This is a genomic window from Promicromonospora alba (assembly GCF_042654905.1).
Taxonomy (GTDB): domain Bacteria; phylum Actinomycetota; class Actinomycetes; order Actinomycetales; family Cellulomonadaceae; genus Promicromonospora; species Promicromonospora alba.
The window spans coordinates 121,326-142,022 of the sequence record NZ_JBHSFI010000005.1; the positions used below are offsets into that span (position 1 = coordinate 121,326).

16 protein-coding genes are annotated in these 20,697 nt (G+C 71.8%); 4 read left to right on the plus strand and 12 right to left on the minus strand.

The features are described from left to right. Positions 1 to 101: 101 nt before the first annotated feature. Genes ACFO6V_RS15560 through ACFO6V_RS15585 form a run of 6 tightly spaced genes read right to left on the minus strand, consistent with a single transcriptional unit; the run spans position 102 to position 8,516 of the window. On the minus strand, positions 102 to 1,184 hold the full coding sequence (locus ACFO6V_RS15560; protein WP_377136743.1) for an ABC transporter ATP-binding protein: 1,083 nt from the start codon (positions 1,182 to 1,184) through the stop codon (positions 102 to 104). Beyond that, positions 1,181 to 2,098, minus strand: a complete 918-nt coding sequence (locus ACFO6V_RS15565; RefSeq protein WP_377136744.1) for an ABC transporter permease — start codon at positions 2,096 to 2,098, stop codon at positions 1,181 to 1,183. Before ACFO6V_RS15565 ends, ACFO6V_RS15560 begins: the two co-directional genes overlap by 4 nt. Then, positions 2,095 to 3,078 carry an ABC transporter permease gene (locus tag ACFO6V_RS15570; protein ID WP_377136746.1) on the minus strand — a complete coding sequence of 328 codons (984 nt, stop codon included), beginning with the start codon at positions 3,076 to 3,078 and terminating at the stop codon, positions 2,095 to 2,097. Before ACFO6V_RS15570 ends, ACFO6V_RS15565 begins: the two co-directional genes overlap by 4 nt. Beyond that, complete coding sequence (locus ACFO6V_RS15575) at positions 3,075 to 4,160, minus strand: ABC transporter ATP-binding protein (RefSeq protein WP_377136748.1); 1,086 nt, start codon at positions 4,158 to 4,160, stop codon at positions 3,075 to 3,077. Before ACFO6V_RS15575 ends, ACFO6V_RS15570 begins: the two co-directional genes overlap by 4 nt. Further along, positions 4,160 to 5,833 (minus strand): ABC transporter substrate-binding protein, encoded by a 1,674-nt coding sequence (locus ACFO6V_RS15580; RefSeq protein WP_377136750.1) that lies wholly within the window; start codon positions 5,831 to 5,833, stop codon positions 4,160 to 4,162. The genes ACFO6V_RS15575 and ACFO6V_RS15580 overlap by 1 nt, the downstream gene beginning before the upstream one ends. A 43-nt stretch (positions 5,834 to 5,876) precedes the next feature. Next, on the minus strand, positions 5,877 to 8,516 hold the full coding sequence (locus tag ACFO6V_RS15585; RefSeq protein ID WP_377136752.1) for a beta-d-glucosidase: 2,640 nt from the start codon (positions 8,514 to 8,516) through the stop codon (positions 5,877 to 5,879). A 91-nt stretch (positions 8,517 to 8,607) separates the two neighbouring features. Here ACFO6V_RS15585 and ACFO6V_RS15590 point away from each other — a divergent pair, with 91 nt between their 5' ends. Next, positions 8,608 to 9,273, plus strand: a complete 666-nt coding sequence (locus tag ACFO6V_RS15590; protein WP_377136754.1) for a TetR/AcrR family transcriptional regulator — start codon at positions 8,608 to 8,610, stop codon at positions 9,271 to 9,273. Here the strand turns inward: ACFO6V_RS15590 and ACFO6V_RS15595 are convergent. The 4 genes from ACFO6V_RS15595 to mraZ form a co-directional block, all read right to left on the minus strand. Beyond that, positions 9,257 to 11,239, minus strand: coding sequence for a peptidoglycan D,D-transpeptidase FtsI family protein (locus tag ACFO6V_RS15595; protein ID WP_377136756.1), 1,983 nt, complete (start codon positions 11,237 to 11,239; stop codon positions 9,257 to 9,259). The genes ACFO6V_RS15590 and ACFO6V_RS15595 overlap by 17 nt on opposite strands. A gap of 179 nt (positions 11,240 to 11,418) precedes the next feature. Then, positions 11,419 to 11,847, minus strand: a complete 429-nt coding sequence (gene ftsL / locus ACFO6V_RS15600) for a cell division protein FtsL (RefSeq protein ID WP_377136758.1) — start codon at positions 11,845 to 11,847, stop codon at positions 11,419 to 11,421. After that, positions 11,844 to 12,887, minus strand: a complete 1,044-nt coding sequence (gene rsmH, locus ACFO6V_RS15605; RefSeq protein ID WP_377136760.1) for a 16S rRNA (cytosine(1402)-N(4))-methyltransferase RsmH — start codon at positions 12,885 to 12,887, stop codon at positions 11,844 to 11,846. The genes ftsL and rsmH overlap by 4 nt, the downstream gene beginning before the upstream one ends. A gap of 195 nt (positions 12,888 to 13,082) precedes the next feature. After that, positions 13,083 to 13,553 (minus strand): division/cell wall cluster transcriptional repressor MraZ, encoded by a 471-nt coding sequence (mraZ, locus tag ACFO6V_RS15610; RefSeq protein ID WP_116674600.1) that lies wholly within the window; start codon positions 13,551 to 13,553, stop codon positions 13,083 to 13,085. 402 nt (positions 13,554 to 13,955) lie between these two features. On the opposite strand from mraZ, the gene ACFO6V_RS15615 reads away from it, so the two are divergent. From ACFO6V_RS15615 to ACFO6V_RS15625, 3 genes are all read left to right on the plus strand, one after another. After that, entirely contained in the window at positions 13,956 to 15,005 is a 1,050-nt protein-coding gene (locus tag ACFO6V_RS15615; protein WP_377136762.1) for an AAA family ATPase, read from the plus strand. A 104-nt stretch (positions 15,006 to 15,109) separates the two neighbouring features. Beyond that, positions 15,110 to 16,339 (plus strand): DUF58 domain-containing protein, encoded by a 1,230-nt coding sequence (locus tag ACFO6V_RS15620; protein WP_377136764.1) that lies wholly within the window; start codon positions 15,110 to 15,112, stop codon positions 16,337 to 16,339. Further along, positions 16,336 to 18,627 carry a transglutaminaseTgpA domain-containing protein gene (locus ACFO6V_RS15625; protein WP_377136766.1) on the plus strand — a complete coding sequence of 764 codons (2,292 nt, stop codon included), beginning with the start codon at positions 16,336 to 16,338 and terminating at the stop codon, positions 18,625 to 18,627. Before ACFO6V_RS15620 ends, ACFO6V_RS15625 begins: the two co-directional genes overlap by 4 nt. 207 nt (positions 18,628 to 18,834) lie before the next feature. Here the strand turns inward: ACFO6V_RS15625 and ACFO6V_RS15630 are convergent, their stop codons facing one another. After that, the gene (locus tag ACFO6V_RS15630) at positions 18,835 to 19,260 is read right to left on the minus strand and encodes a DUF3040 domain-containing protein (protein ID WP_116674596.1); all 426 of its coding nucleotides are present in this window, start codon (positions 19,258 to 19,260) and stop codon (positions 18,835 to 18,837) included. 106 nt (positions 19,261 to 19,366) lie between these two features. Next, on the minus strand, positions 19,367 to 20,608 hold the full coding sequence (locus tag ACFO6V_RS15635) for a DNA polymerase IV (RefSeq protein ID WP_377136768.1): 1,242 nt from the start codon (positions 20,606 to 20,608) through the stop codon (positions 19,367 to 19,369). Positions 20,609 to 20,697 lie beyond the last annotated feature (89 nt).

Sequence of the window (20,697 nt, forward strand, 5' to 3'; positions counted from 1 at the left end):
ACACGGGTGAGGTGTGTTGCCGTGAGTAGACATCGTCTACTCACGGCAACACACCTCGTGGACCAGCACCTTCCGCCGGTCGGTCCCGGCAGGGCAACCCGCTACCGCGCCACCAGGTCCGGCAGCTCGCCGTCCACCAGCCCGGACGTGTGCAGATGGCACGCCACCAGACGCCCCTCTTCGGCCTGCGCCGTCCGTCCCAGCACGGGCAGCTCCGTACGGCACACGTCCATGGCGTGCGGGCACCGGGGCGCGAACGGGCAGCCCGGCGGGCGCTGGGACAGGTCGGGCGGCGCGCCCGGGATACCCGTGAGCTCCCGCCGCGGCCCGTGCAGCGGAGGGAACGACCCGAGCAGCCCCGCCGAGTACGGGTGCCGTGGCTTCGCGTAGACGTCCCGCGCGGCCGCCGTCTCCACGATCTCGCCCGCGTACATGACGGCGATCCGGTCGGCGACCTCGACGAGCAGCGACACGTCGTGCGTGATGAGCACGACGGAGAAGCCCAGCCGTTCGCGCAGCTCCATGACCTGCTCCAGGATCTGGCGCTGCATGACGACGTCGAGCGCCGTCGTGGGCTCGTCCATGATGAGCACCTGCGGCTCCAGCGCGAGCGCCATCGCGATCATGACGCGCTGCCGCATGCCGCCGGAGAGCTGGTGCGGGTAGGACCGCAGCCGGTCCGCCGAGATGCCGACGAGCCGCAGCAGCTCGGCCGCCCGCTCCCTGGCCTCCTCGCGCCGCATGCGCGGCCGGTGCGCGAGGATGCCGTCGATGAGCTGGCGCTCGACCCGGAACACCGGGTTGAGCGAGCTCATCGCGCCCTGGAACACGATGGCGATGTCGCGCCACCGGGCGGCCCGCAGCTCGGCGTCGGACAGGGAGAGCAGGTCCGCGCGCTTGCCGTCGCGGCCCGTGAGCCATACCTCGCCGCCCGTGATGAGACCGGGCGGTGACAGCAGCCTGGTGGCCGCGTAGGCGAGCGTGGACTTGCCGCAGCCCGACTCCCCCGCCAGCCCCAGCACCTCGCCGCGGTTCAGCGTGAGCGAGACCTCCCGCAGCACGTGCGTGGGGTCGTCGCCGAACCCGTAGTCGACGCTCAGGTTCCGGATCTCCAGGACCGGGTCCGACGGCGTCGGCGCCTCGGCCTGTGCGCTTATCTGGGTACCGATGTCCGTCTGGCTCATGACCGTGCCTCCCGCACCACCGGGGTGAACCCCACGCGCGGCCGGATACCCCGGCGGCGCAGCGAGCGTGCGTGCAGGCCGGTGGACCGCAGGCGGGGGTTGACGATCTCGTCGATACCGAAGTTGACCAGCGTCAGGGCCATGCCCAGCAGGGCGATGCACGCACCCGCCGGCACGAACCACCACCACGCGCCACGCTGCAGCGCGAGGTTGTTCTGCGCCCAGAACAGGATGGTGCCCCAGTTCCACTCGCTGACCGGCGTGATGCCGATGAACGACAGCGTGACCTGGGACAGCACGGCGAACGTCACGGTGCCGACGAAGCCCGAGGCGATCACCGCCGTCAGGTTGGGCATCACCTCCGCGAGCACGAGGCGCCACGTGCGTTCGCCGTTGGCCCGTGCCGCCTCGACGAAGTCGCGCTTGCGCAGCGACAGCGTCTGGGCCCGCAGCACGCGCGCGCCCCACGCCCAGCCGGTGGCACCGATGACGAGGGCCACCGTCAGCCCGCCCGCGGACGGCAGCTGCGCGGCGATCAGGATGATCAGCGGCAGCTGCGGGATGACGAGGAACATGTTCGACAGCGCGGACAGCGACTCGTCGCCGACGCCGCCGACGAACCCGGCGGTCACGCCCACGAGGACGCCCACCACCGTGGCGCTCACGCCGGCGACCAGGCCGACGACGAGCACGCCGCGGGTGCCGACCACGAGCTGCGACAGGATGTCGCGGCCCGTGTGGTCGGTCCCGAGCCAGTGCGCCGCCGACGGCGGGCTGAGCAGCGCGTCGCTCACCTGGTTCGGGTCGTACGGCGCGATCCACGGGCCGAACAGCGCGAGCAGCGTGAAGAAGCCGAGGATGACGAGGCCCGTGATCACCTTGCCGTTGCGCAGGAACATCAGCCGGTTGTTCATCGGTCCTCCGTCCGGGTGCGGGGGTCGAGCAAGGCGTAGGCGAGGTCGGCCACCATGTTCGCCACGAGGACGGACAGCGTGATGACCAGGAAGCAGCCCTGCATCAGGGGGTAGTCGTGCGTGGAGACCGCCTGGTAGAGCGTGTAGCCGATGCCCTGGTAGGAGAAGACCATCTCCATGATCAGCGTGCCGCCGACGACGAAGCCCAGGGACAGCGCGAAGCTGGAGACCTGCGGCAGCACCGCGTTGCGGGCCGCGTAGCCGAGCATCACCTGGCGCTCCGGCAGGCCCTTGGCGTGCGCGACGGTGACGTAGTCCTCCGAGGAGACCGTCACCATCATGTTGCGCATGCCGAGCACCCAGCCCGCCACCGACGACAGCACGACGGTCAGGGCCGGCAGGAAGCCGTAGTAGACGACCGAGCCGATGAACTCGCCCGTGAACGCGGGCACCAGGCCGCGGTCGTAGCTGCCGCTGGACGGGAACCAGCCCAGGTTCACCGACAGGACGGCGATGGTGATCAGGCCGAGCCAGAAGTACGGCACCGCCTGGAAGAACGTCGCCACGGGCAGCAGCCCGTCGGCCCAGGTACCGCGTCGCCAGCCGAGGAACATGCCGATGAGCGAGCCGATGACGAACGCGATGATCGTCGCCACGCCGACCAGGCCGACCGTCCACGGGAGCGACTGGCTCACGATGTCCGCGACCGGCGTCGGGAAGTGCGTGAAGGAGAGGCCCAGGTCGCCCCGGAACAGCAGACCCCAGTAGTCGACGTACTGCTGCCACAGGGTGGTGTCCTGGTCCAGCCCGAACAGGACGCGCAGCGAGTGCTCGGCGTTCGAGTCGATGCGGCCCTGCATGCGGCCCAGCAGGGCCGTCACCGGGTCGCCCGGGAGCAGGCGCGGGATGAAGAAGTTGATGGTGATGGCGGCCCACGCGGTCAGCGCGTAGAACGCGACCCTCCGCAGGAGGAACCTCATGCGTTCCCCTCCCCACCGCTGGTCGAGCCGCCACCGCTGGTCGCGGCCCCCGCCGGCACCGACGGCCGGTCCTCCCGCTCGCTGTACCCCCAGCAGGCGGCCGACCGGCCGGCCGACACCTCGATCAGTGCCGGCGTCTCACGCCGGCACAGGTCCGCCGCGTACGGGCAGCGCGGCGCGAACCGGCACCCGGGCGGCGGGTCCACGAGGCTCGGCGGCTCACCGCCGGTCCCCTGGTCCCGCACGGCCGCCGCACCGGCGCCCGCCAGATCGTCCGGGTCGGGTGCGGAGGCCACGAGCAGCCGGGTGTACGGGTGCAGCGGTTCCTGGGTGACCGACTCGCTGTCCCCGGTCTCCATGACCTGACCCGCGTACAGCACCGTCGTCCGGTCGGCGAAGTAGCGCGCCGAGGCGATGTCGTGCGTGATGTACAGGACGGCGATCCCGAGCCGGTCGCGCAGGTCCGCCAGCAGGTTGAGGATGCCGAGCCGGATCGACACGTCGAGCATCGAGACGGGCTCGTCCGCGAGCAGCACCTCCGGCTCGGCGGCGAGCGCCCGCGCGATCGCGATGCGCTGCCGCTGCCCGCCGGAGAGCTCGTGCGGGTACTTGTCGACGTACCGCGCCGCGGGCGTGAGGTGCACGCGCTCCAGCAGCTCGGTCAGGGCGGCCTCCAGCTGCGCGCCCTGCAGCCTGCCCCGGTGCAGCCGCAGCGCCCGGGTGAGCGTGTAGCGCACCGGGTGCACGGGGTTGATGGAGGCGAACGGGTCCTGGAAGATCATCTGCACGCGTCGCACGTACGCGCGGAACGCCCGCCGGCCGCGCACCCGCGCGTCGGCGCCGTCCAGCAGGACCTGCCCGTCGGTGAGCGGGATGAGCTGGGCGAGCAGCCGGGCGACGGTGGACTTGCCGGAGCCCGACTCCCCCACCACGGCCAGGACCTGGCCGCGGTGGAGCTCGAGATCGACGCCGTCGACGGCGTGTATCGCCCGGGCGGGCGGACGGCCGGCGATGCGGCGTCCACCCGCCCGGAAGTGCTTGGTGAGGCCGTGCGCGGCCAGCACCGGTGTGCTGTGACTCATCAGCCGTCCGCAGGCTCGAGGTTCATCAGGATCTGGGCGGCCTGCACCCCGGTGGGCTGCGGCTGGTTGTAGGGGTCCTCCTCGGAGGGCCAGCCCACGTAGTTCTGCGTCGAGTACTGCGCGGTGGCCGGGCGGGTCCAGATGGCGATGCCCGGCACCTCCTCGACGAACACCTTCTGGACGGTCTCCAGCGCGGCGGCGCGGGCTGCCTCGTCGGGTGCGGCGGCGTAGTCGGCGAGCGCCTTCGTGGCGTCGTCGTTCTGGAACCGGCCGAAGTTCCACGTGGCCGGCTCGCCGAGCTTCTTGTAGTGGGCGCCGTCCATGATGTCGGAGTACATGTCCCACGGGGTGGCGCCGCCGTCGGTCCAGTGCAGGGTGGCCTGGAAGTCTCCGCCGGGGATGACGTCGGCGAACCAGCCGTCCTGGTTGACGGGGTTGACCGTCGCCGTGGCGCCGAGCTCGGCCGCAGAGTTCTTGATGAGGTCGAGCGCGGTCAGGTAGTCGTTCCAGCCGGCGGGGTTCACCAGCTCGAACGTGACCTCCTCGCCGTCGGGGTCGACGAGCTTCTCGCCCTCCCAGGTGTACCCGGCGTCCTCGAGCAGGGCGCGGGCGCCCTCGACGTCGACCTCGTACTCCTGGCCGGCGTACTCGGGCGAGAGGAACTCCTCGCCGGCGGGCAGCGGCAGGCCGGTGACGCTGGTCAGGGCCGGGTTGACGCCGGACGTCGCGACGTCTACGAGCTCCTGGCGGTCGATCACCATGTTGAGGGCCTGCCGGAACGCCTTGTCGTCGAACGGCTTGGTCTCGTTGTTCAGGTAGAGGACGTCGATGCCGAGGCCGCCCGCGGCGTACTGGTTGTAGTGCTCGGGGTCCTGGGCGATGTAGACGTTCTCGAAGTCGGCGATGAACGTCCAGCCCCACTGCGCCTCGCCGGTGGTGAGCGCCGTGGTGAGGGCGTTGTTGTCGTTGTACGACGAGTAGCGGATCTCGGGCACGGCCGGCTCGCCGCCCCAGTAGTCGTCTCGGGCCACGACGGTGGCGGCCTGCGGCGTCCACGACTCGAGCGTGTACGGGCCGGTGCCGACCGGCTCCGGGTTGGTGTCCGTGGTCGGGTCCTCGACGTCGGCCCAGATGTGCTCGGGCACCATGACCAGGTCGTACAGCTTGGACTGGTTGACGAACTGCCCGGCCGTGAACGTCACCGTGACGGTGGTCCCGTCGGTCTCGATCGTGTCGTAGGGCAGGGCCGCGGCGTTGAGCGCGTCGAAGTCCTTGCGCAGCTGGATCGAGAAGGCGACGTCGTCAGCGGTGAACTCCTCGCCGTCCGACCAGGTCACTCCCTCGCGGGGCGTGATGACCGCCTCGGTGAAGTCCTCGTTCCACACCACGCTCTCGGCGAGCCACGGGGACGGCTCCTCCGAGGGACGCGCCTGGTTACGCATCATCAGCGGCTCGTAGATGGTGAACGCGTAGCCGAGCGAGAGCGCCGACGAGCCCGTGGCGAACGGGCTGTGGTTCTCCGTCTGCACGCCGTTCGGCATGCCGACGGTCAGGGTCTCCCCGCCTCCGGCCTGGTTGGCGCCTTCGCCTCCGCCGCCCCCGCCGCAGGCCGTGGCCAGCAGCGCGATGGCTGCCGCGGCTGCCGCCGCGGCGACGTGCTTGTGAATCCTCACGGTGTGCCTCCTTGCACTCCTCCCGCGTGTGCGGGACGGATGGTTATGTGGTCAGCTCGTTGGTCAGTCGCAGGTCCGCGACGGACCTGCCGGTACGCAGCCGGTAGACGCCCGGCGGCGTGACCCAGTCCTTGGTCTGCGGGTCCCAGACCTGCAGCGCCCGGGCCGGGACGGGTACGCGGACGGTGGCGCTCCCCATGGCGGGGACGTCGGCGACCGCGAAGCCGCCGAGCCATCGCACGGGGCGGCTCGGGCCGCCGTCGGGCGCCTCGATGTACACCTGGACGACCTCACGGCCCGCACGGCGGCCGGTGTTCCGGACCGTCACGTACACGGTCAGGGTCGCTGGGGAGCCGTGGGCCTCGCCCCGGGCGAGGACGGCGTCCTCGTAGTCCCAGGTGGTCCAGCCCAGGCCGTGCCCGAACGGGGCGGCCGGGACGGGGGCGTCCGGGCCTGCGTCGGCAGAGCCGCCTGCCGCGCCGCCGTCGGCCGCGGCCGCGAGCCGGCGTTCCCAGGCCCGGTAGCCGATGTCGGTGCCCTCTGCGTAGTCGACGACCCCGTCGACCGGCCGCGCGTGCGGCACCGGGACGTCCTCGAAGCGCGCGGGAAGGGTCCACGGCAGGCGCCCGGACGGCTCGGTGACGCCGGTCAGCACGTCGGCGAGCGCGGTCCCCGCCTCCTGCCCGGGCAGCCAGCCCCACAGCACGGTCGGTACGTCGGAGAGCCAGGGCAGCAGCACCGGGGCCCCGGCATTGATCACGACGACGGTGCGCGGGTTGGCCGCCACGACGCGGCGCACGAGCTCGTCCTGGTTGCCCGGCAGGTTCAGGTCGGGGCGGTCGTAGCCCTCGGACTCGACCTCGGCGGTGGTGCCGACGATCACGACGGCGACGTCGGCGGCCGCGGCGGCCGTCACCGCACGGGCCAGCTCGTCCGCCACCGAGGGACCGGGGAGCCGGTGCACCAGGGCGGCGCGCACGAAGTGCCCGTAGCCCACCGCGTGCACCACCTGGAGAGTGGCGTCCAGGTCTGCGGATCCGCTCGCCGGGACGAGGTCCGCGATCGGGTGGTTGTGCCCCGAGGAGAGCACTATGCCCTCGTCCACCCGGGTGTCGCCCGCGGCGACCTGGGCACCGTCGATCGTCACCCGGTGCACACCGACCGTGCCGACGCCAAGCTCGTGCTCACCCGTCTCGTCGAGGCGGACGAGTGCCCGCAGCCGGACGGCGTCGGCGTCGGGCCGGACGTCGTGGAGCCAGCCGGTCCACTCCTGGGCCGTGTACTCCTCGAGCGTGCTGCCGTCGGCCGCGAGCAGCTCGACGTGGAGGCCCGGCTCGCCGGTCGCCGGGTCCGTGCACCGGTCGACGTCGAGCTCCGGCGGGTTGTGCAGGGCGCGCGCGCCGGCCAGCAGCGTCACCTCGGAGCCCTGCGGCAGCGCCGCGCGCAGCTCGTCGGCCGGGTACGTGAGGCGGTCGGGGTGCACGAACGACGAGCCGCCGCCCTGGAAGAACGGCTCGACGGCCGCGGGGCCGAGCAGCGCGACACGCAGCGGCCGGGCCGGGTCGTGCCCGAACGGCACCAGCCCGGCGTCGTCCTTGAGCACGACGACGGAGCGCGCGGCGAGCTCGCGCAGGAGCTGCTCGGCGGGGGGCTCGGCACTGCTCGCGGCGGCGAGGTCGATCGCGGCGTGGACGCCGGCAGCGACCACGCCCGTGCGGTCGCCCGCGCCGTCGTCGGGCAGCGTGAGGCGGCCGGTGCGGCGGGCGAGACGTAGCAGGCGCAGCACCTTGTCGTCGAGCTCGGACTCCGCGACCTCGCCGGAGCGGACGGCGTCGAGCAGTCCGTCTCCCCACGCGCCGTCGGGTCCGGGCATCTGCAGGTCGAGGCCGCCGCGCACCGCGGGCGCCACCGACTGGGTGGCGACCCAGTCGCTGACGAACAGGCCGTCGTAGCCCCACTCCTCCTTGAGCAGGTCGACCACGAGCGGGCGGTGCTCGAGGAGCCTGGCGGAGACGCCGCCGGTGTCGGCGCCGTTGTAGGCGCCCATCACCGACCACGGGCCGACGTCGCGCACGAGCCGCTCGAAGGGCGCCAGGTAGGCCTCGCGGAGCGTGCGCTCGTCGAGGCGCGCGAGGTAGCGCGTGCGCTCGGTCTCGGAGTCGTTGGCGACGTAGTGCTTGACGCACATCCCGACGCCCCGCTCCTGCGCGGCGCCCACGAGCGCGACCGCGATCTCGGCGGTCAGGTGCGGGTCCTCGGAGTAGCACTCGAAGTGCCTGCCTCCCACCGGCGTGCGCTGCAGGTTCACCTGCGGGGCGAGTACAACGGAGACGCCGTGCCGTTTCGCCTCGGCGGCGAACAGGGCACCCGACCGGCGTGCCAGGTCCAGGTCCCAGGTGGCCGCGAGGGCCGACGGCGCGGGGAACATCGCCGAGGTCCCGCCGCCCGGGCCGCGCACGCCGACCGGACCGTCGGACATCACCACCGGCTCCAGCCCGAGGCGGGGCACTGCGGTGGTCGCCCACATGGAGGCGCCCACGACGAGCGACACCTTCTCCTCGGTGGACAGCTCGTCGAGGAGACGGAGCAGCTCGGGCTCCGGTGCGACGGCCTGCGTGGGGGTGGCCTGCCTGTTGACGGGCTGCGTGGTGCTGGCCTGTCGGGTGATTGCCTGCGATGACAACGTGTGCTCCGTTCAGCGTCGGACGGCTGCCACGCATTCAACCACACTTACTTACTGGTTAGTAAGCCCGTTCACCCCGTATCGTATGGGCATGTCCGAAGCGACCGAGCAGGCTGCCCCGAAGACCAAGCGACCGACCCGCGCCCACCGGCGGGAGGAGATCCTCGCCGCGGCCACGCGGGTCTTCGGGTCCAAGGGCTATCACCAGGGCTCGCTGGTCGACGTCGCCGCGCAGGTCGGCATCACGCACGCCGGCGTGCTGCACCACTTCGGCAGCAAGGACAAGCTGCTGTGGGAGGTGCTCGAGTACCGCGACCGCGTGGACGTGCAGCACCTGGAGGGCAAGCACATCCCCGGCGGCATGGACCTGTTCCGGCACCTGGTCACCACCGCACGGCTGAACGCCGACCGGCGCGGCATCGTGCAGGCGTACGCGGTGCTCACCGGCGAGTCCGTGACCGACGGGCACCCGGCGTCGAGCTGGGTGGCCCACCGGTTCTCGGTGCTGCGCGGCGAGATCTCGCAGGCGGTGCTGGCGATCGCGCAGGAGCGCGACGTCACGCTGCCCGACGGCGAGGCCGAGCGCGCGGCCAACTCCGTCATCGCCCTGATGGACGGTCTTCAGCTGCAGTGGCTGCTCGACCCGGACGCCGTCGACCTCGCGGAGTCCACGCGGTTCGCCATCGAGTCGATACTGACGGCGACGCTGGGCAGCACGGTGGAGATCACGGACCCCGGGGCTACCACTCGGTCCTGAGCCGCCGGTGCTCCCGCTCGCTGGGCGGCACGTCCATCTTCTGCAGGGTGAACCCCATGATGTCGCTGAACACCGGAGCGGCGACGTCGCCACCGAAGATCGAGCTCTTCGGGCTCTTGAGGAAGACGGCGACGGTGTACCGGGGGTCGTCGGCAGGGGCGACGCCGATGAACGACGCCATGTAGGTCCAGCCGTTGCCCGCGGGCATCTGCGCGGTACCGGTCTTGCCCGCGATCCGGTAGCCGGGGATGTCGGCGTTGGTGCCGGTACCGCCGTCCTCGGTCACCGTCTCCATCATCTCGACGACCGTGTCGGCGGTCTCCTCGGAGATGACACGCTTCCCCGGCTCCCGGTCGGCCGGCGTCACCGTGCCGTCCGGGCTCGTCGAGCCCTCGAACAGGGTGGGGGTCATCCGCACCCCGCCGTTCGCCACCGTCGAGAAGACGCTGGTGGCCTGCATGGCGTTCACCGACAGACCCTGGCCGAACAGGACCGTGTACTGCGTGCGGCCGTCCCAGTCGGCGACGTCGTCGGGCGGCATGAAGCCCACCGACTCGCCGGGCAGGTTCAGGCCCGTCGGCTGGCCGAAGCCGAACTTCTCCAGGTACTCCTGCCGCTCCTGAAGGGGGATCTTCTCGCCCGCCTGGACGGTCCCGGTGTTCGACGACTGCGCCAGGATCCCCGTCAGCGTGAGCCGCTGCACCGGGTGGTCGTGCGAGTCGTGGAAGGTCTGGCCGTTCGGCGCCGTGTACGTGTCCGGCACCGAGAAGCGGCTCTCCGGGGTCCAGTGGCCGCCCTCCAGCGCCGCTGCCGTGGTGATCACCTTGCCCGTCGAGCCCGGGTCGAAGACGTCCTTGACCACGCGCGAACCGTCCGCCACCGCCGCGGTCGAGCGGTCGTTCGGGTCCACCGAACCCGAGTCGGCGAGCGCCAGGATCTCGCCGGTACGGATGTCCTGCACGATGGCCATGCCGTACGCGGCGCCGGTCTTCCGCTTGGCCTCGTCGAGAGCGTCCTGGGCCTTCCACTGGACGTCGTGCACCAGCGTGAGCCTGACGTCGCTGCCCGGGACCGCGGGGACCGACTCCTGTCCCGCCGCCGGGATCCGCAGGCCGTCGAGGCTGCGCTCGTAGGTGTCGGATCCAGCGGTGCCGGCCAGCAGGTCGTCGTACGCCATCTCGATGCCGAGCTGGCCGGTCTGCTCGTCGTTCACGAACCCGACCAGTGAGCCCGCGACCTCGCCCGACGGGTAGATGCGCCGCGAGGTGAGGTCGGTCCGGACGTACGCGCGGATCTCCAGCGCGGCGATGGCGCGCTGCACCTCCGGCACCACGTTCTTGGCGAGCACCTCGTAGCGGGACTTGCCCACGAGCTGGGCGGCCAGCTCGTTCTTGGGGATGTCGAGGATCGGCGAGAGCAGGTGCGCGATGCCGAGCGCGCCGTCCTCCACGCCGCGCGCCGCGCCACGGAAGTCCTTGATCGCCACCGGGTCGCCGATCACCTTGTACCGGTCCACCGAGGTCGCGAGCAGCTTGCCGTCGGCGTCCGTGATGTCGCCACGGTGCGCCGGGGTGACGGCGGTCGCCGTGCGGGCAGCCTGGGCCTTCTCGGCCAGGCTCGGGCCCTCGATGAGCTGCACGTGGACGAGCCGCACCAGGAAGATCAGCACCACGAGCGCCGCGATGCCGACGAGCCAGCGCTGCCGCTCCTCCGGCCGGCCCGGCCGGGACGGCAGCGGGCGCGCCATCCGGGAGCGGGCGGGCGACTGGGCGGGGCGCGCCGGGGCCGCGCTGCGGCCGGGCCCTGCGGGCGCCTGAAGTCCCAGCCGGGTGCTCGTCGCACGGGGCTGGGACTTCTTGGCCTGGGGCTTGGGCTGAGACTTCTTCGCTTGGGGCTTGGGCGGGGCCTTGCCGGGCTGGGTCTTCCTGGGCTGCGCCTTCTTGGGCTGAGCCTTCCCGGGCTGCACCTTCGGCTGAGCCTTCTTGGCCTGCGGCTTCGGCTGAGCATTCCTGGGCTGGGGCTTACCGGCCTGCGGCTTGCGGGGCTGGGCAGAACGAGGCTGGCCAGCGCGTGGCTGCGTGGAACGCGGGCCGGCAGCGCGCCCCGTCGGGGTGCGCTGCCGGCCCGGGTCCGACGTCGGGCGGGTCACTGACCCGTTCCCTTCACCACCTTGCCAGTCTCGATACTGACCATCGTCGGGTTCTCCGCCGGGATCATGCCGAGGCTGCGGGCCTTGTCGTCCAGGTTCGTCTCGGCCGCGCTCAGACCCTCCTGGAGGCCCTGCACGTCCTGAGCGGTCTGCGCGACCTCGCTCTGCAGCTTGGACATCTCGTAGGAGCCACGCGCGAGCGTGGTGTTCAGGATCAGCACCGCCACGAGCGAGCCGATCATCAGGGTCGCGCACAGCACGAGGAACGGCACGCGACTCTTCGCGTGCAGCGGCGCGCGGACGGCGTCGAGGCGGCGGCCGCGCTGGCCGGCACCCCCCGAGATCGCGGTCAGGGGCGCTCTGCGGGTACGGGGCAGCTCGGCGGGACGAGCGGCGCGGGCCGTCGCAGCGGTCGTGGCACTCATCGGCGGTCCTCCTTCGCGGTGTGGTGCTGGGTGGTGCGGTTGAGCAGGTGGTCAGGCGTGGGGCGCAGACGCCGGGCGGCGCGGAGCCGAACCGAGGCGGAACGCGGGTTGCGCTCCAGCTCCTCGGCGTCGGCTTCCTCCGCGCCCCGGGTGAGCGCCTCGAGGTAGGGCCGGTGCGTCTCCGGCTCCACGGGCAGCCCTGAGGGGGCGGACGACGTCGTGCCCTGCGCGATGGCACGCTTGACGATCCGGTCCTCCAGGGACTGGTACGACTCCACGACGATCCGGCCGTCCACGGCGAGCGCCTCGATCGCGGCGGGCACGGCGCGCTCGAGCACCTCGAGCTCGCCGTTCACCTCGATCCGAAGTGCCTGGAACGTGCGCTTGGCCGGGTGTCCGCCGGTCTTGCGCGTGGCCGCGGGGATGCTGGCCCGCAGCAGGTCGACGAGCTCGCCGCTGCGGTCCCACGGCCGCTCAGCCCGAAGCCTGACGATGCCCTTCGCGATCCGGCTCGCGAACCGCTCCTCGCCGTACTCCCGCAGGATCCGCGCGAGGTCGCGCTCGTCGTACGTGTTGAGCACGTCGGCCGCCGTCAGCTCCTGGGTGGAGTCCATGCGCATGTCGAGCGGCGCGTCCTGCGCGTACGCGAAGCCCCGCTCGGCCTCGTCGAGCTGCAGCGAGGACACCCCGAGGTCCATGAGCACGCCCTGCACGGAGCCGCCGGCGTGCTCGTCCACGACCTCACCGATCTCGTCGTAGACGGCGTGCACCGGCGTGAACCGGTCGCCGAACCGGGCCAGCCGCGCACCCGCGAGGGCGAGCGCCTGGGGGTCCCGGTCGATGCCGATCACACGGGCCGTCGGGATCTGGTCGAGGACCGCCTCGGTGTGGCCGCCCATGCCGAGCGTGCAGTCCACGAGGACCGAGCCGGGCGATGCGAGCGCCGGCGCGAGCAGGTCGACGCACCGCTGGAGCAGCACCGGGAGGTGGCGGTCGGCGGCGTCGCTGTTGGTACCTGGACGGTTGTCGGTCGCGTTCATCGGTGGCTCCTTTCCTGCGTCGTGCCCTGCTGTCCTGCTTGGTGTCCTACTGCTGAACCTGCTGCTGAACCTGCAGGAGCCGGCCGTCCGGTCAGGTCTCCCTCCGCACGGTTCCGGCGGCGGGGAAGTGCGCCGGATCCAGCGGGAGGAGGCCTGGCCGTACGGCCGCCTGCCTCGCCCTGCCCTAGAAGCCTGTTAAAAGCTCAGTCCGGGGAAGATCTCCTCGGCCTGATCGATGTAGTCGGGTTCGGTCTGCTCCTGATATGTCGACCAGGCCTGCGCGTCCCACACCTCCACGCGGCTCCCGACCCCGATCACGACCACTTCGCGATCCAGGCCGGCGTACTCGCGCAGGTGTGACGGGATGGAGACCCGGCCCTGCTTGTCCGGTACTTCGTCGCTAGCTCCCGCGAGGAAGTTTCGCGTGTAGTCCCGTGCAGCCTTGCTCGTCACCGGCGCCTGCCGGATCTGGGTGTAGATCTGCTGAAACTCGTCCATCGGGAGAAGGAAGAGGCACCGCTCCTGCCCTTTGGTCATGACCAGACCGCTGGACAGACGCCCCCGGAACTTGGCGGGAAGGATCAACCGGCCCTTCTCGTCCAGCTTCGGGGTGTACGTACCGAGGAGCAGACCCAGACCCGCGAAATTTTCTGCCATCGCAGCCATGGGCCAGCACCTCCTCTCGCTCCCGCACACTCCACGCTACTCCACTTTCCACCACACCACTCGGAAAAACGATGGGGAGAACTACCCACAGACCCTCAATGCGCAGGTCAAAGAGGTAAAGAGCGGGTGGAGTAAATTCGCGTCCGGCGCGGCGTGGAATGTCGGAGTAGTTGGCACCGGGCCGCGCTCCCGCGCCAGTCCACAGCCTTGGCAGGGGGCCGATCCCGCCGGGCAAACCACCCTCTGGGACCTGTGAAGACTGCGTGATGCATACAACTGAGTGCTTTACATCTCTACTACGCTGGACCAGCCGGGCAGCGCCAACCGCCCCGGCTCCGAATCGGCGCGGCGACGCACCGAAAACCCCGGCCAGTAGCTCGGCCCTGATGGAGGTCTCCACCTGTGCACACGGAACCCGCCGCGCCCGGCCTCGCGGAAACTCACTACAGCGGCGGGGCCGCCCCGCAGGCGGCACCCGGATCGGGTGCGCTCGACGAGCTGGTGGAAACCATGGCTCGCGTCCGCGGAGCCGTCGAGTCGGTAGTGACCGGCCGGCCAGGACTGGCCGACATCACCCTCGCCGTCCTGCTGGCCGAGGGCCATCTGCTGGTCGAGGACGTGCCCGGCGTCGGCAAGACGACGCTCGCCAAGGCGATCGCCCGCAGCATCGACTGCCACGTCGGCCGCATCCAGTTCACGCCGGACCTGCTGCCGAGCGACCTCACCGGCGTCAACATCTTCCGCACCGGCAGCCACGAGTTCGAGTTCCGGCCCGGTCCGGTGTTCAGCAACATCGTGATCGGCGACGAGATCAACCGCGCCTCCCCCAAGACGCAGTCCGCGCTGCTGGAGTGCATGGAGGAGGGCCAGACCACCGTCGACGGCACCACCCACCAGCTCCCGCGGCCGTTCCTCGTCGTCGCCACGCAGAACCCCGTGGAGATGGAGGGCACCTACCCGCTGCCCGAGGCGCAGCGGGACCGCTTCATGGCGCGCATCACCGTCGGCTACCCCGACGTCGACGCCGAGATCCTCATGCTCGACAGGCAGGAGACCAGCACCCCGCTGGCCCACCTCCAGCCGGTGACGGACGGTCGCTCGATGCTGCGGTTCTCCCAGCTCGCGCGGTCGCTGTACGCGTCGCCCTCGGTCAAGCGGTACGTGGTGGGCCTGGTCGGAGCCACGCGTGAGCACGCGGGTCTGCGCCTCGGCGCGTCGCCGCGCGCCTCGCTCCAGCTGCTGCGCGCCGCCAAGGCGATCGCCACCATGGCGGGCCGCGACCACGTGCTGCCGGACGACGTCCAGCGGCTCGCCCGGCCGGTCCTGGCGCACCGCCTCATCCTCACCACCGAGGCCCGCCTCAGCGGTGTGACCCCCGAGACGCTCGTGGACGAGATAGTGCAGCGCACGCCGGTGCCCGCCCTCGGGCCCGCCGACCGGCGCAAGTTCTGAGCGGCCAGGGCGACAAGCGCATGAGGTGGCGTGACACGCTAGTCCGGATCAGCAGGGTCAGGCTGACCCCGCGAGGCATCGGGGCAGCCTGCATGGGTGGCGCGATGGTGCCCCTCGGCCTGGTGCTCACCCTGCCCGACCTCGTCGGGCTGGGCGCGGCCGCGCTGCTCGCCGTCGCGGTGGCCTGGGTGGCCATCGGGACCCAGCGGCTCGAGTCCGGGCGCGGCGCGCTGCACGTGACCCGCGCCGTGACCCCGAACCCGGTGGTCCGCGACCGGACCGCGGAGGTGAGCCTGCTCGTCGCCGCGCACCACGCGAGCGGTGCCGCGTACGAACGGCTGTCCCGGCTGCGGCTGTCCGAGCAGGCGGCGCACGAGCTCGCCGGCCACCAGGGCATCCGCGCCCGGGTGTCGGCACGCGCCGACCGGATCGCCGTGCACTACTCGCTGACCCCGACGCGGCGCGGGCGCTGGTCGCTCGGCCCGCTGCTGACCACCCGGACCGACGTGTTCGGCCTGGTCCGCGCCACCCAGCCGCTGGGCGCCGCGACGCACGTGCCGGTGTGGCCGCGCACCGTCGAGCTCGCCGTCCGCACGCGATCGGTGGGCGACGTCGACCACTCGGCCACCGGGGCGCGCCTGCAGTCGACCGACGACTCGGTGCTGCGCGAGTACGTGGCAGGCGACGACCCGCGCCGCGTCCACTGGGCGAGCGCCGCGCGCCGCGGCCAGCTCATGGTCCGCGCCGACGAGAGCGCCGGCGTGCGCCCGGTGACCGTGCTGCTCGACCGCTCGCTGCTGCCGCACTGGCAGGAGGCAGGGAGCCCGCGCCGTCCCGCGGCGGTGGACGACGGCGAGTGGGCAGTGGAGCTCGCCGCCTCGATCGCCACGTCGTTCCTCGACGCCGGGCACCCGACCCGCCTGCTGACCACCACCGTCGCCCCCAGCCTGGAGGGTGAGCGGTTCGCGACGACCCGGGCGAGCCGGTCGGCGCTGCTCGACGCCTGCGTGGACATCCGCGGGCACCGCGGTTCCGCCGAGGGAAATCACGCGACCAGCACCACCGCGCGTGCGCTCCGGCTCGCCAGGACGCCCGGCGAGATCGTCATCGCCGTGCTCGGCCCGCACGACCCCGACGCCCGCCACAAGCTCGCCGCCCTGGGCGCCGAGGGCACGTGCTGGGCGATCCTGGTCACCCCGCGGGGAGCCGGGTTCCAGCACGAGATGGACGAGACCGCAGCCGAGCTGAGCACGTCCGGCTGGCAGGTCAGCACGTCAGAGGCCCGGACCGACCCGGAACGCGCCTGGGCCCTGCTCGCGGAGCGTGCACGATGATCCCCGCACACCGCGGACCGCTGGTCCGCACGGTCGCCTCGGGCATCCTTGTCGCCATCGCCGTCATCGCGTCGATGCACGCGCTCACGCTGGTCATCGACCCAGGGCCGTGGCTCACGGCCGGTACCACCGGCGTCGTCCTCGTGTCCACCACCAGCTGCCTGGTGCGCTACCTGCTGCTCCGGGCTGCCGTGGACCGGGCAGCGGCTCGCCGCGCCGCGGGCCAGGGCCTGAGTGCCGACCGGGCCGCCGACCGCGCGTCGGGCAACGCCTCGTTCGTCGCGACAGCGGCCGGCGTGCTGGTCGCCTGCTGGTTCGTGCTGGCCCGCTACGGCGGCCCCGGCCAGCGCTTCGAGCCGTTCGTGGGGCCGGACTCCCTGGACCAGGTCATCGAGCGGTTCCGGCAGGCCACCGAGACCATGAGCACGCAGGTAGCTCCGGTCGGCCCGGGTGAGGCCATCAGCATGGTCGCCGTGGGTGGCACGCTGCTGGTGCTGCTCGTGGTGGACTCTCTCGCCGGCGCCCGCATGCCCGGCTTCGCCGGCGTGCCCCTGCTGCTCCTGTGGACCCCGCCCCTCACGCTGATCGGCGAGGTGCAGTGGCCGGTCTTCCTCATCAGTGTCACCGCGATGCTCCTGCTGCTCACCGTCGACCCCGTGGGCGTGACCCCCGGCCGGCACAGCGAGTCCGACTCGGCGGCGGTCCGCCGCGCACAGCGGTTCCGCTCGTGGATCACGGCGGTCACGGCAGCGGCGGTCGCGGCGGCGTCGCTCGGCGTCGCCACGGGCATGGCCGCGCTGCCCGCGCTGGCCGGGACGTGGAGCCAGCTCATCTCCACGCCGTCCGACACGGTGGAGCTCTCGTCGGAGCTCGACATGCGCCAGCCCCTGAGCGCTCGCTCCACGAGCACCGTGCTCACATACACGCTCGCGGGCGACGAACCGGCGGGCCCCCTGCGGGTCATGACCCTCACGGCCTTCGACGGCGTCCAGACCCACCGCTCGGTATCCGAGGGCGGCCTTGCCGAGTTCGACGCGTCCTCGGTCCTGGCGCCCGAGAACGAGGGAGGCGTCGGCGAACGCCGCCGGATGGACATCCAGATCGGGCAGCTCAAGGGCGCCGAGCTACCGCTGCCGCTCGAGCCCCGCACCGTCGACGTCAGCGGCGAGTGGGGCTACGACGCGATCCGGGACGAGGTACGCGGTCCGGGAGGCGCCGAGCCCGGCGCCCCGTACAGCGTCGAGATCATCGACCGGCAGCTGACGCCAGAGGCTCTGCGCGCCGCGCCGATGTCGGGCGACCCCCGGTCGTCCGGCTACATCCAGGTGCCCGAGACCGAGCACCAGGCCGAGATCGCCGAGTACGCCCGCAAGATCGCCGGTGACGCGCCCACCAGGTTCGACGCGGCGGTCGCGCTGCAGAACCACCTGCGGTCGGGCGCCGGGTTCACGTACAACCCGGACGCCGACTACCGCGGCTCGTCCGACACCGTCTGGGACTTCCTGCAGGACAAGGAGGGGTACTGCACGCAGTACGCCCTGTCCATGATGGTGATGGCGCGCAGCCTGGACATCCCCGCGCGGATCGGCATCGGCTGGCTGCCGGGCCGGCCCGACGGGAACAACGGCTACCGGGTCACCGGCCAGGACTCGCACGCCTGGCCGGAGATCTACTTCCCGACGGTCGGGTGGGTCCGCTTCGAGCCGACTCCCCAGGTCCAGACGGGTCCGCTGCCCGCATACGCCAACCCGAGCGTCGGCAGCGCCCCCAGCGCCTCGCCCACGGCCCCGCGGGCCAACGAGGTACCGACGCAGCAGCCGACCCGGAACCCCGCGCAGTCCGGCCCGGCTGCCACGGCAGGCGGATCGTCCGGCAACGACGTCTCCGACCAGACGCTTCCCGGCTGGGCCTGGGTGGTCGCGGTGATCCTCGCGCTGGGCGTCCTCGGCGGTGCCGCATGGCTGCTGCTGCGCCGTCGTGCCGAGGTGGAGGTGCTCGACCCCGAACGCGCCTGGTCGCGTGTCCTGGCGCTGCTCGCGGAACAGGACGTGCGGCTCGGCCCGTCGATCACCCTGCGCAGGGCTCCGGCCTTCATCGCGGACGAGGTGCGCACCCGGACCGGCACACCCCTGCCCGACGACGTCGCGGAGCGGCTCACCGCGCTGGCCGACGCCGCAGAGGAGGAGCGTTACGCCCGCTCCTCGACGCCGCCCACCCCGGAGGAGCTCGAGGAGCTCACGACAACGATCACGACGGACCTGACCCAGGCCCTGACCAGCAAGCCCTGACCACGTTGAGTGCTGGGTATTTGCGCCCTCCGGACCTCGGAGGGCGCAAATACCCAGCACTCAACGGGTTCGTGGGCGGGTATGACAGGAGCCGGGCCCCGAGGGGCCCGGCTCCTGTTCATGTGGCCGTGTCAGGCACGTAGCACTGTGCCTGACACGCACATGGGTCGGTGGTCCGGTGACGGACCACCGACGTTTGTCGGTCGGCTAGCGACCACCCTCGTTGCGCCGGTTCTCCCAGCGCTCTTCGAGCCGGGCCAGGAAGCCGCCTGAGCTGCCACCACCCTGCCGCCTACGGGGCTTGCGTGCTCCCCCGTGCGGCGGCTGGACCGTGCCGTCGTCAGCAACGACGCCGACCGGACCGTCCTGCTGCTTCTTGCGCGGTCCGAGGAACGCGAAGACCACGCCGGCGAACATCAGCACGAAGCCGATGGCGCCGAGCCAGGTCTGTGACGTCGCCGCACCTACGACAAGAAGAAGCAGACCGACGACAACGCCGACCCCGGACAGCACATAGCGAAGAGCGTTACCCCGACCTGTGGACTGAAGCGTATTTGCAAGCCGCGGGTCGTCTGACGTCAGAGCACGCTCCATCTGCTCCAGCACCCGCTGCTCGTACTCGGACAGAGGCATCGAGACCCCCGGATCTCGCAAAGGAACAGTGTCCCTTCCAGGATAGGACGACCCGGCCGTCGTTGGTAGTCGACATCCCGGGCATACCAGCGACTATAGGGGCAGATCAGTATCGATGCGCGCCGTTCTTGTGATGTACACCCAGGTCGATCGCTGTTTTCCCAAACTTTTCGCGCACAGCGTCAAGCGCAAGTTCAGCCTCTCGCTGGGCTCCGGAGCGCGGATCGACCGCTTCCTCGAGCGTCGGCTGCTGCGTGGAGCCGTCTCTCTGCTGGAGATTTTCACCCCGCACGCCGACCAGCCGCACCGGCAGCCCGCCCAGATCGACCCCCGCGACGAGCTCGCGAGCGACCAGGTAGATGTCCCGTGCGACGTCGGTGGGCCCCTCCAGCGTTCGCGATCGGGTGAACGTGGCGAAGTCGCTGGACCGGACCTTCACGGACACTGTGCGCGCCATGACGCCCTGGTGCCGCATCCGGGCGGCGACCCGGTCGGACAGCTCGAGCACCTTGCGGCTGACCGCCACGGTGTCGTCCTGATCGGTGCCGAAGGTGGTCTCGGCCCCGATGCTGTGCTCCCGGTGCTCCGGCACGACGGGACGGGGGTCGCGACCCCACGACAGGTCGTGCAGGTGCGCACCGCTCACCCGCCCGACGGCGGTCTGCAGGCTCGCCAGGTCCGTGTGCGCCAGCTCCTCGACCGTGGTGATGCCCCACGCGGCGAGGGCCTTCTCGGTCTTCTCGCCGACACCCCAGAGGGCGCCGACCGGCAGCGTGTGCAGGAAGTCCACCGTGGCCTCGACGGGCACGAGCATCAGACCGTCGGGCTTGGAGTGCGTCGAGGCCAGCTTCGCCACGAACTTGTTCCGCGCGATGCCCACCGACGCCGTCAGGCCGTGCTCGGCCTGGATGCGTCGGCGCAGCGCGGCCCCGATCGCCGTGGGCGGGCCGAGCCGCCGCCGGGCGCCGCTCACGTCGAGGAACGCCTCGTCCACGCTGATCTGCTCGACGAGCGGGGTGACCTCCTGGAGCATGCCCATGACCGACCGGGACACGTCGTGGTACAGCGTGTGGTCAGGCTTGATCACGGTGGCCTGCGGGCACAGCAGGCGGGCCCGTGTCATCGGCATCGCGGACCGCACGCCGTACGCGCGGGCCTCGTACGTCGCCGCCAGCACGACCCCGCGGTCCTGTCCGCCGACGATCACCGGCAGGCCGCGCAGCTCCGGCCGGCGAGCCAGCTCGCAGGACGCGAAGAACGCGTCCATGTCCAGGTGCAGCACCGAGCAGCCGGACTCGTCCGATCCCCAGTTGCGTCTCGCTGCCGCTGACCGCGGCCCCTTGCTCACGAACGTGCTCCGTTTCTTGCTGTTGCTCAGTGCTTGCTCAGCGCTCCGAGAATCGCTCCGAGTATCGATCAGGCGGGACGCGCCCGCCC

What these genes read in the sequence shown, in the direction of transcription:
- ACFO6V_RS15620 (WP_377136764.1), top strand. Translation starts at nt 15,110, where the DNA reads ATGGTGCCCCTCGGCCTGGTGCTCACCCTGCCCGACCTCGTCGGGCTG.
- ftsL (WP_377136758.1), bottom strand. Translation starts at nt 11,847, where the DNA reads ATGAGTGCCACGACCGCTGCGACGGCCCGCGCCGCTCGTCCCGCCGAG.
- ACFO6V_RS15590 (WP_377136754.1), top strand. Translation starts at nt 8,608, where the DNA reads ATGTCCGAAGCGACCGAGCAGGCTGCCCCGAAGACCAAGCGACCGACC.
- mraZ (WP_116674600.1), bottom strand. Translation starts at nt 13,553, where the DNA reads ATGGCTGCGATGGCAGAAAATTTCGCGGGTCTGGGTCTGCTCCTCGGT.
- rsmH (WP_377136760.1), bottom strand. Translation starts at nt 12,887, where the DNA reads ATGAACGCGACCGACAACCGTCCAGGTACCAACAGCGACGCCGCCGAC.
- ACFO6V_RS15570 (WP_377136746.1), bottom strand. Translation starts at nt 3,078, where the DNA reads ATGAGGTTCCTCCTGCGGAGGGTCGCGTTCTACGCGCTGACCGCGTGG.
- ACFO6V_RS15560 (WP_377136743.1), bottom strand. Translation starts at nt 1,184, where the DNA reads ATGAGCCAGACGGACATCGGTACCCAGATAAGCGCACAGGCCGAGGCG.
- ACFO6V_RS15625 (WP_377136766.1), top strand. Translation starts at nt 16,336, where the DNA reads ATGATCCCCGCACACCGCGGACCGCTGGTCCGCACGGTCGCCTCGGGC.
- ACFO6V_RS15630 (WP_116674596.1), bottom strand. Translation starts at nt 19,260, where the DNA reads ATGCCTCTGTCCGAGTACGAGCAGCGGGTGCTGGAGCAGATGGAGCGT.
- ACFO6V_RS15575 (WP_377136748.1), bottom strand. Translation starts at nt 4,160, where the DNA reads ATGAGTCACAGCACACCGGTGCTGGCCGCGCACGGCCTCACCAAGCAC.
- ACFO6V_RS15565 (WP_377136744.1), bottom strand. Translation starts at nt 2,098, where the DNA reads ATGAACAACCGGCTGATGTTCCTGCGCAACGGCAAGGTGATCACGGGC.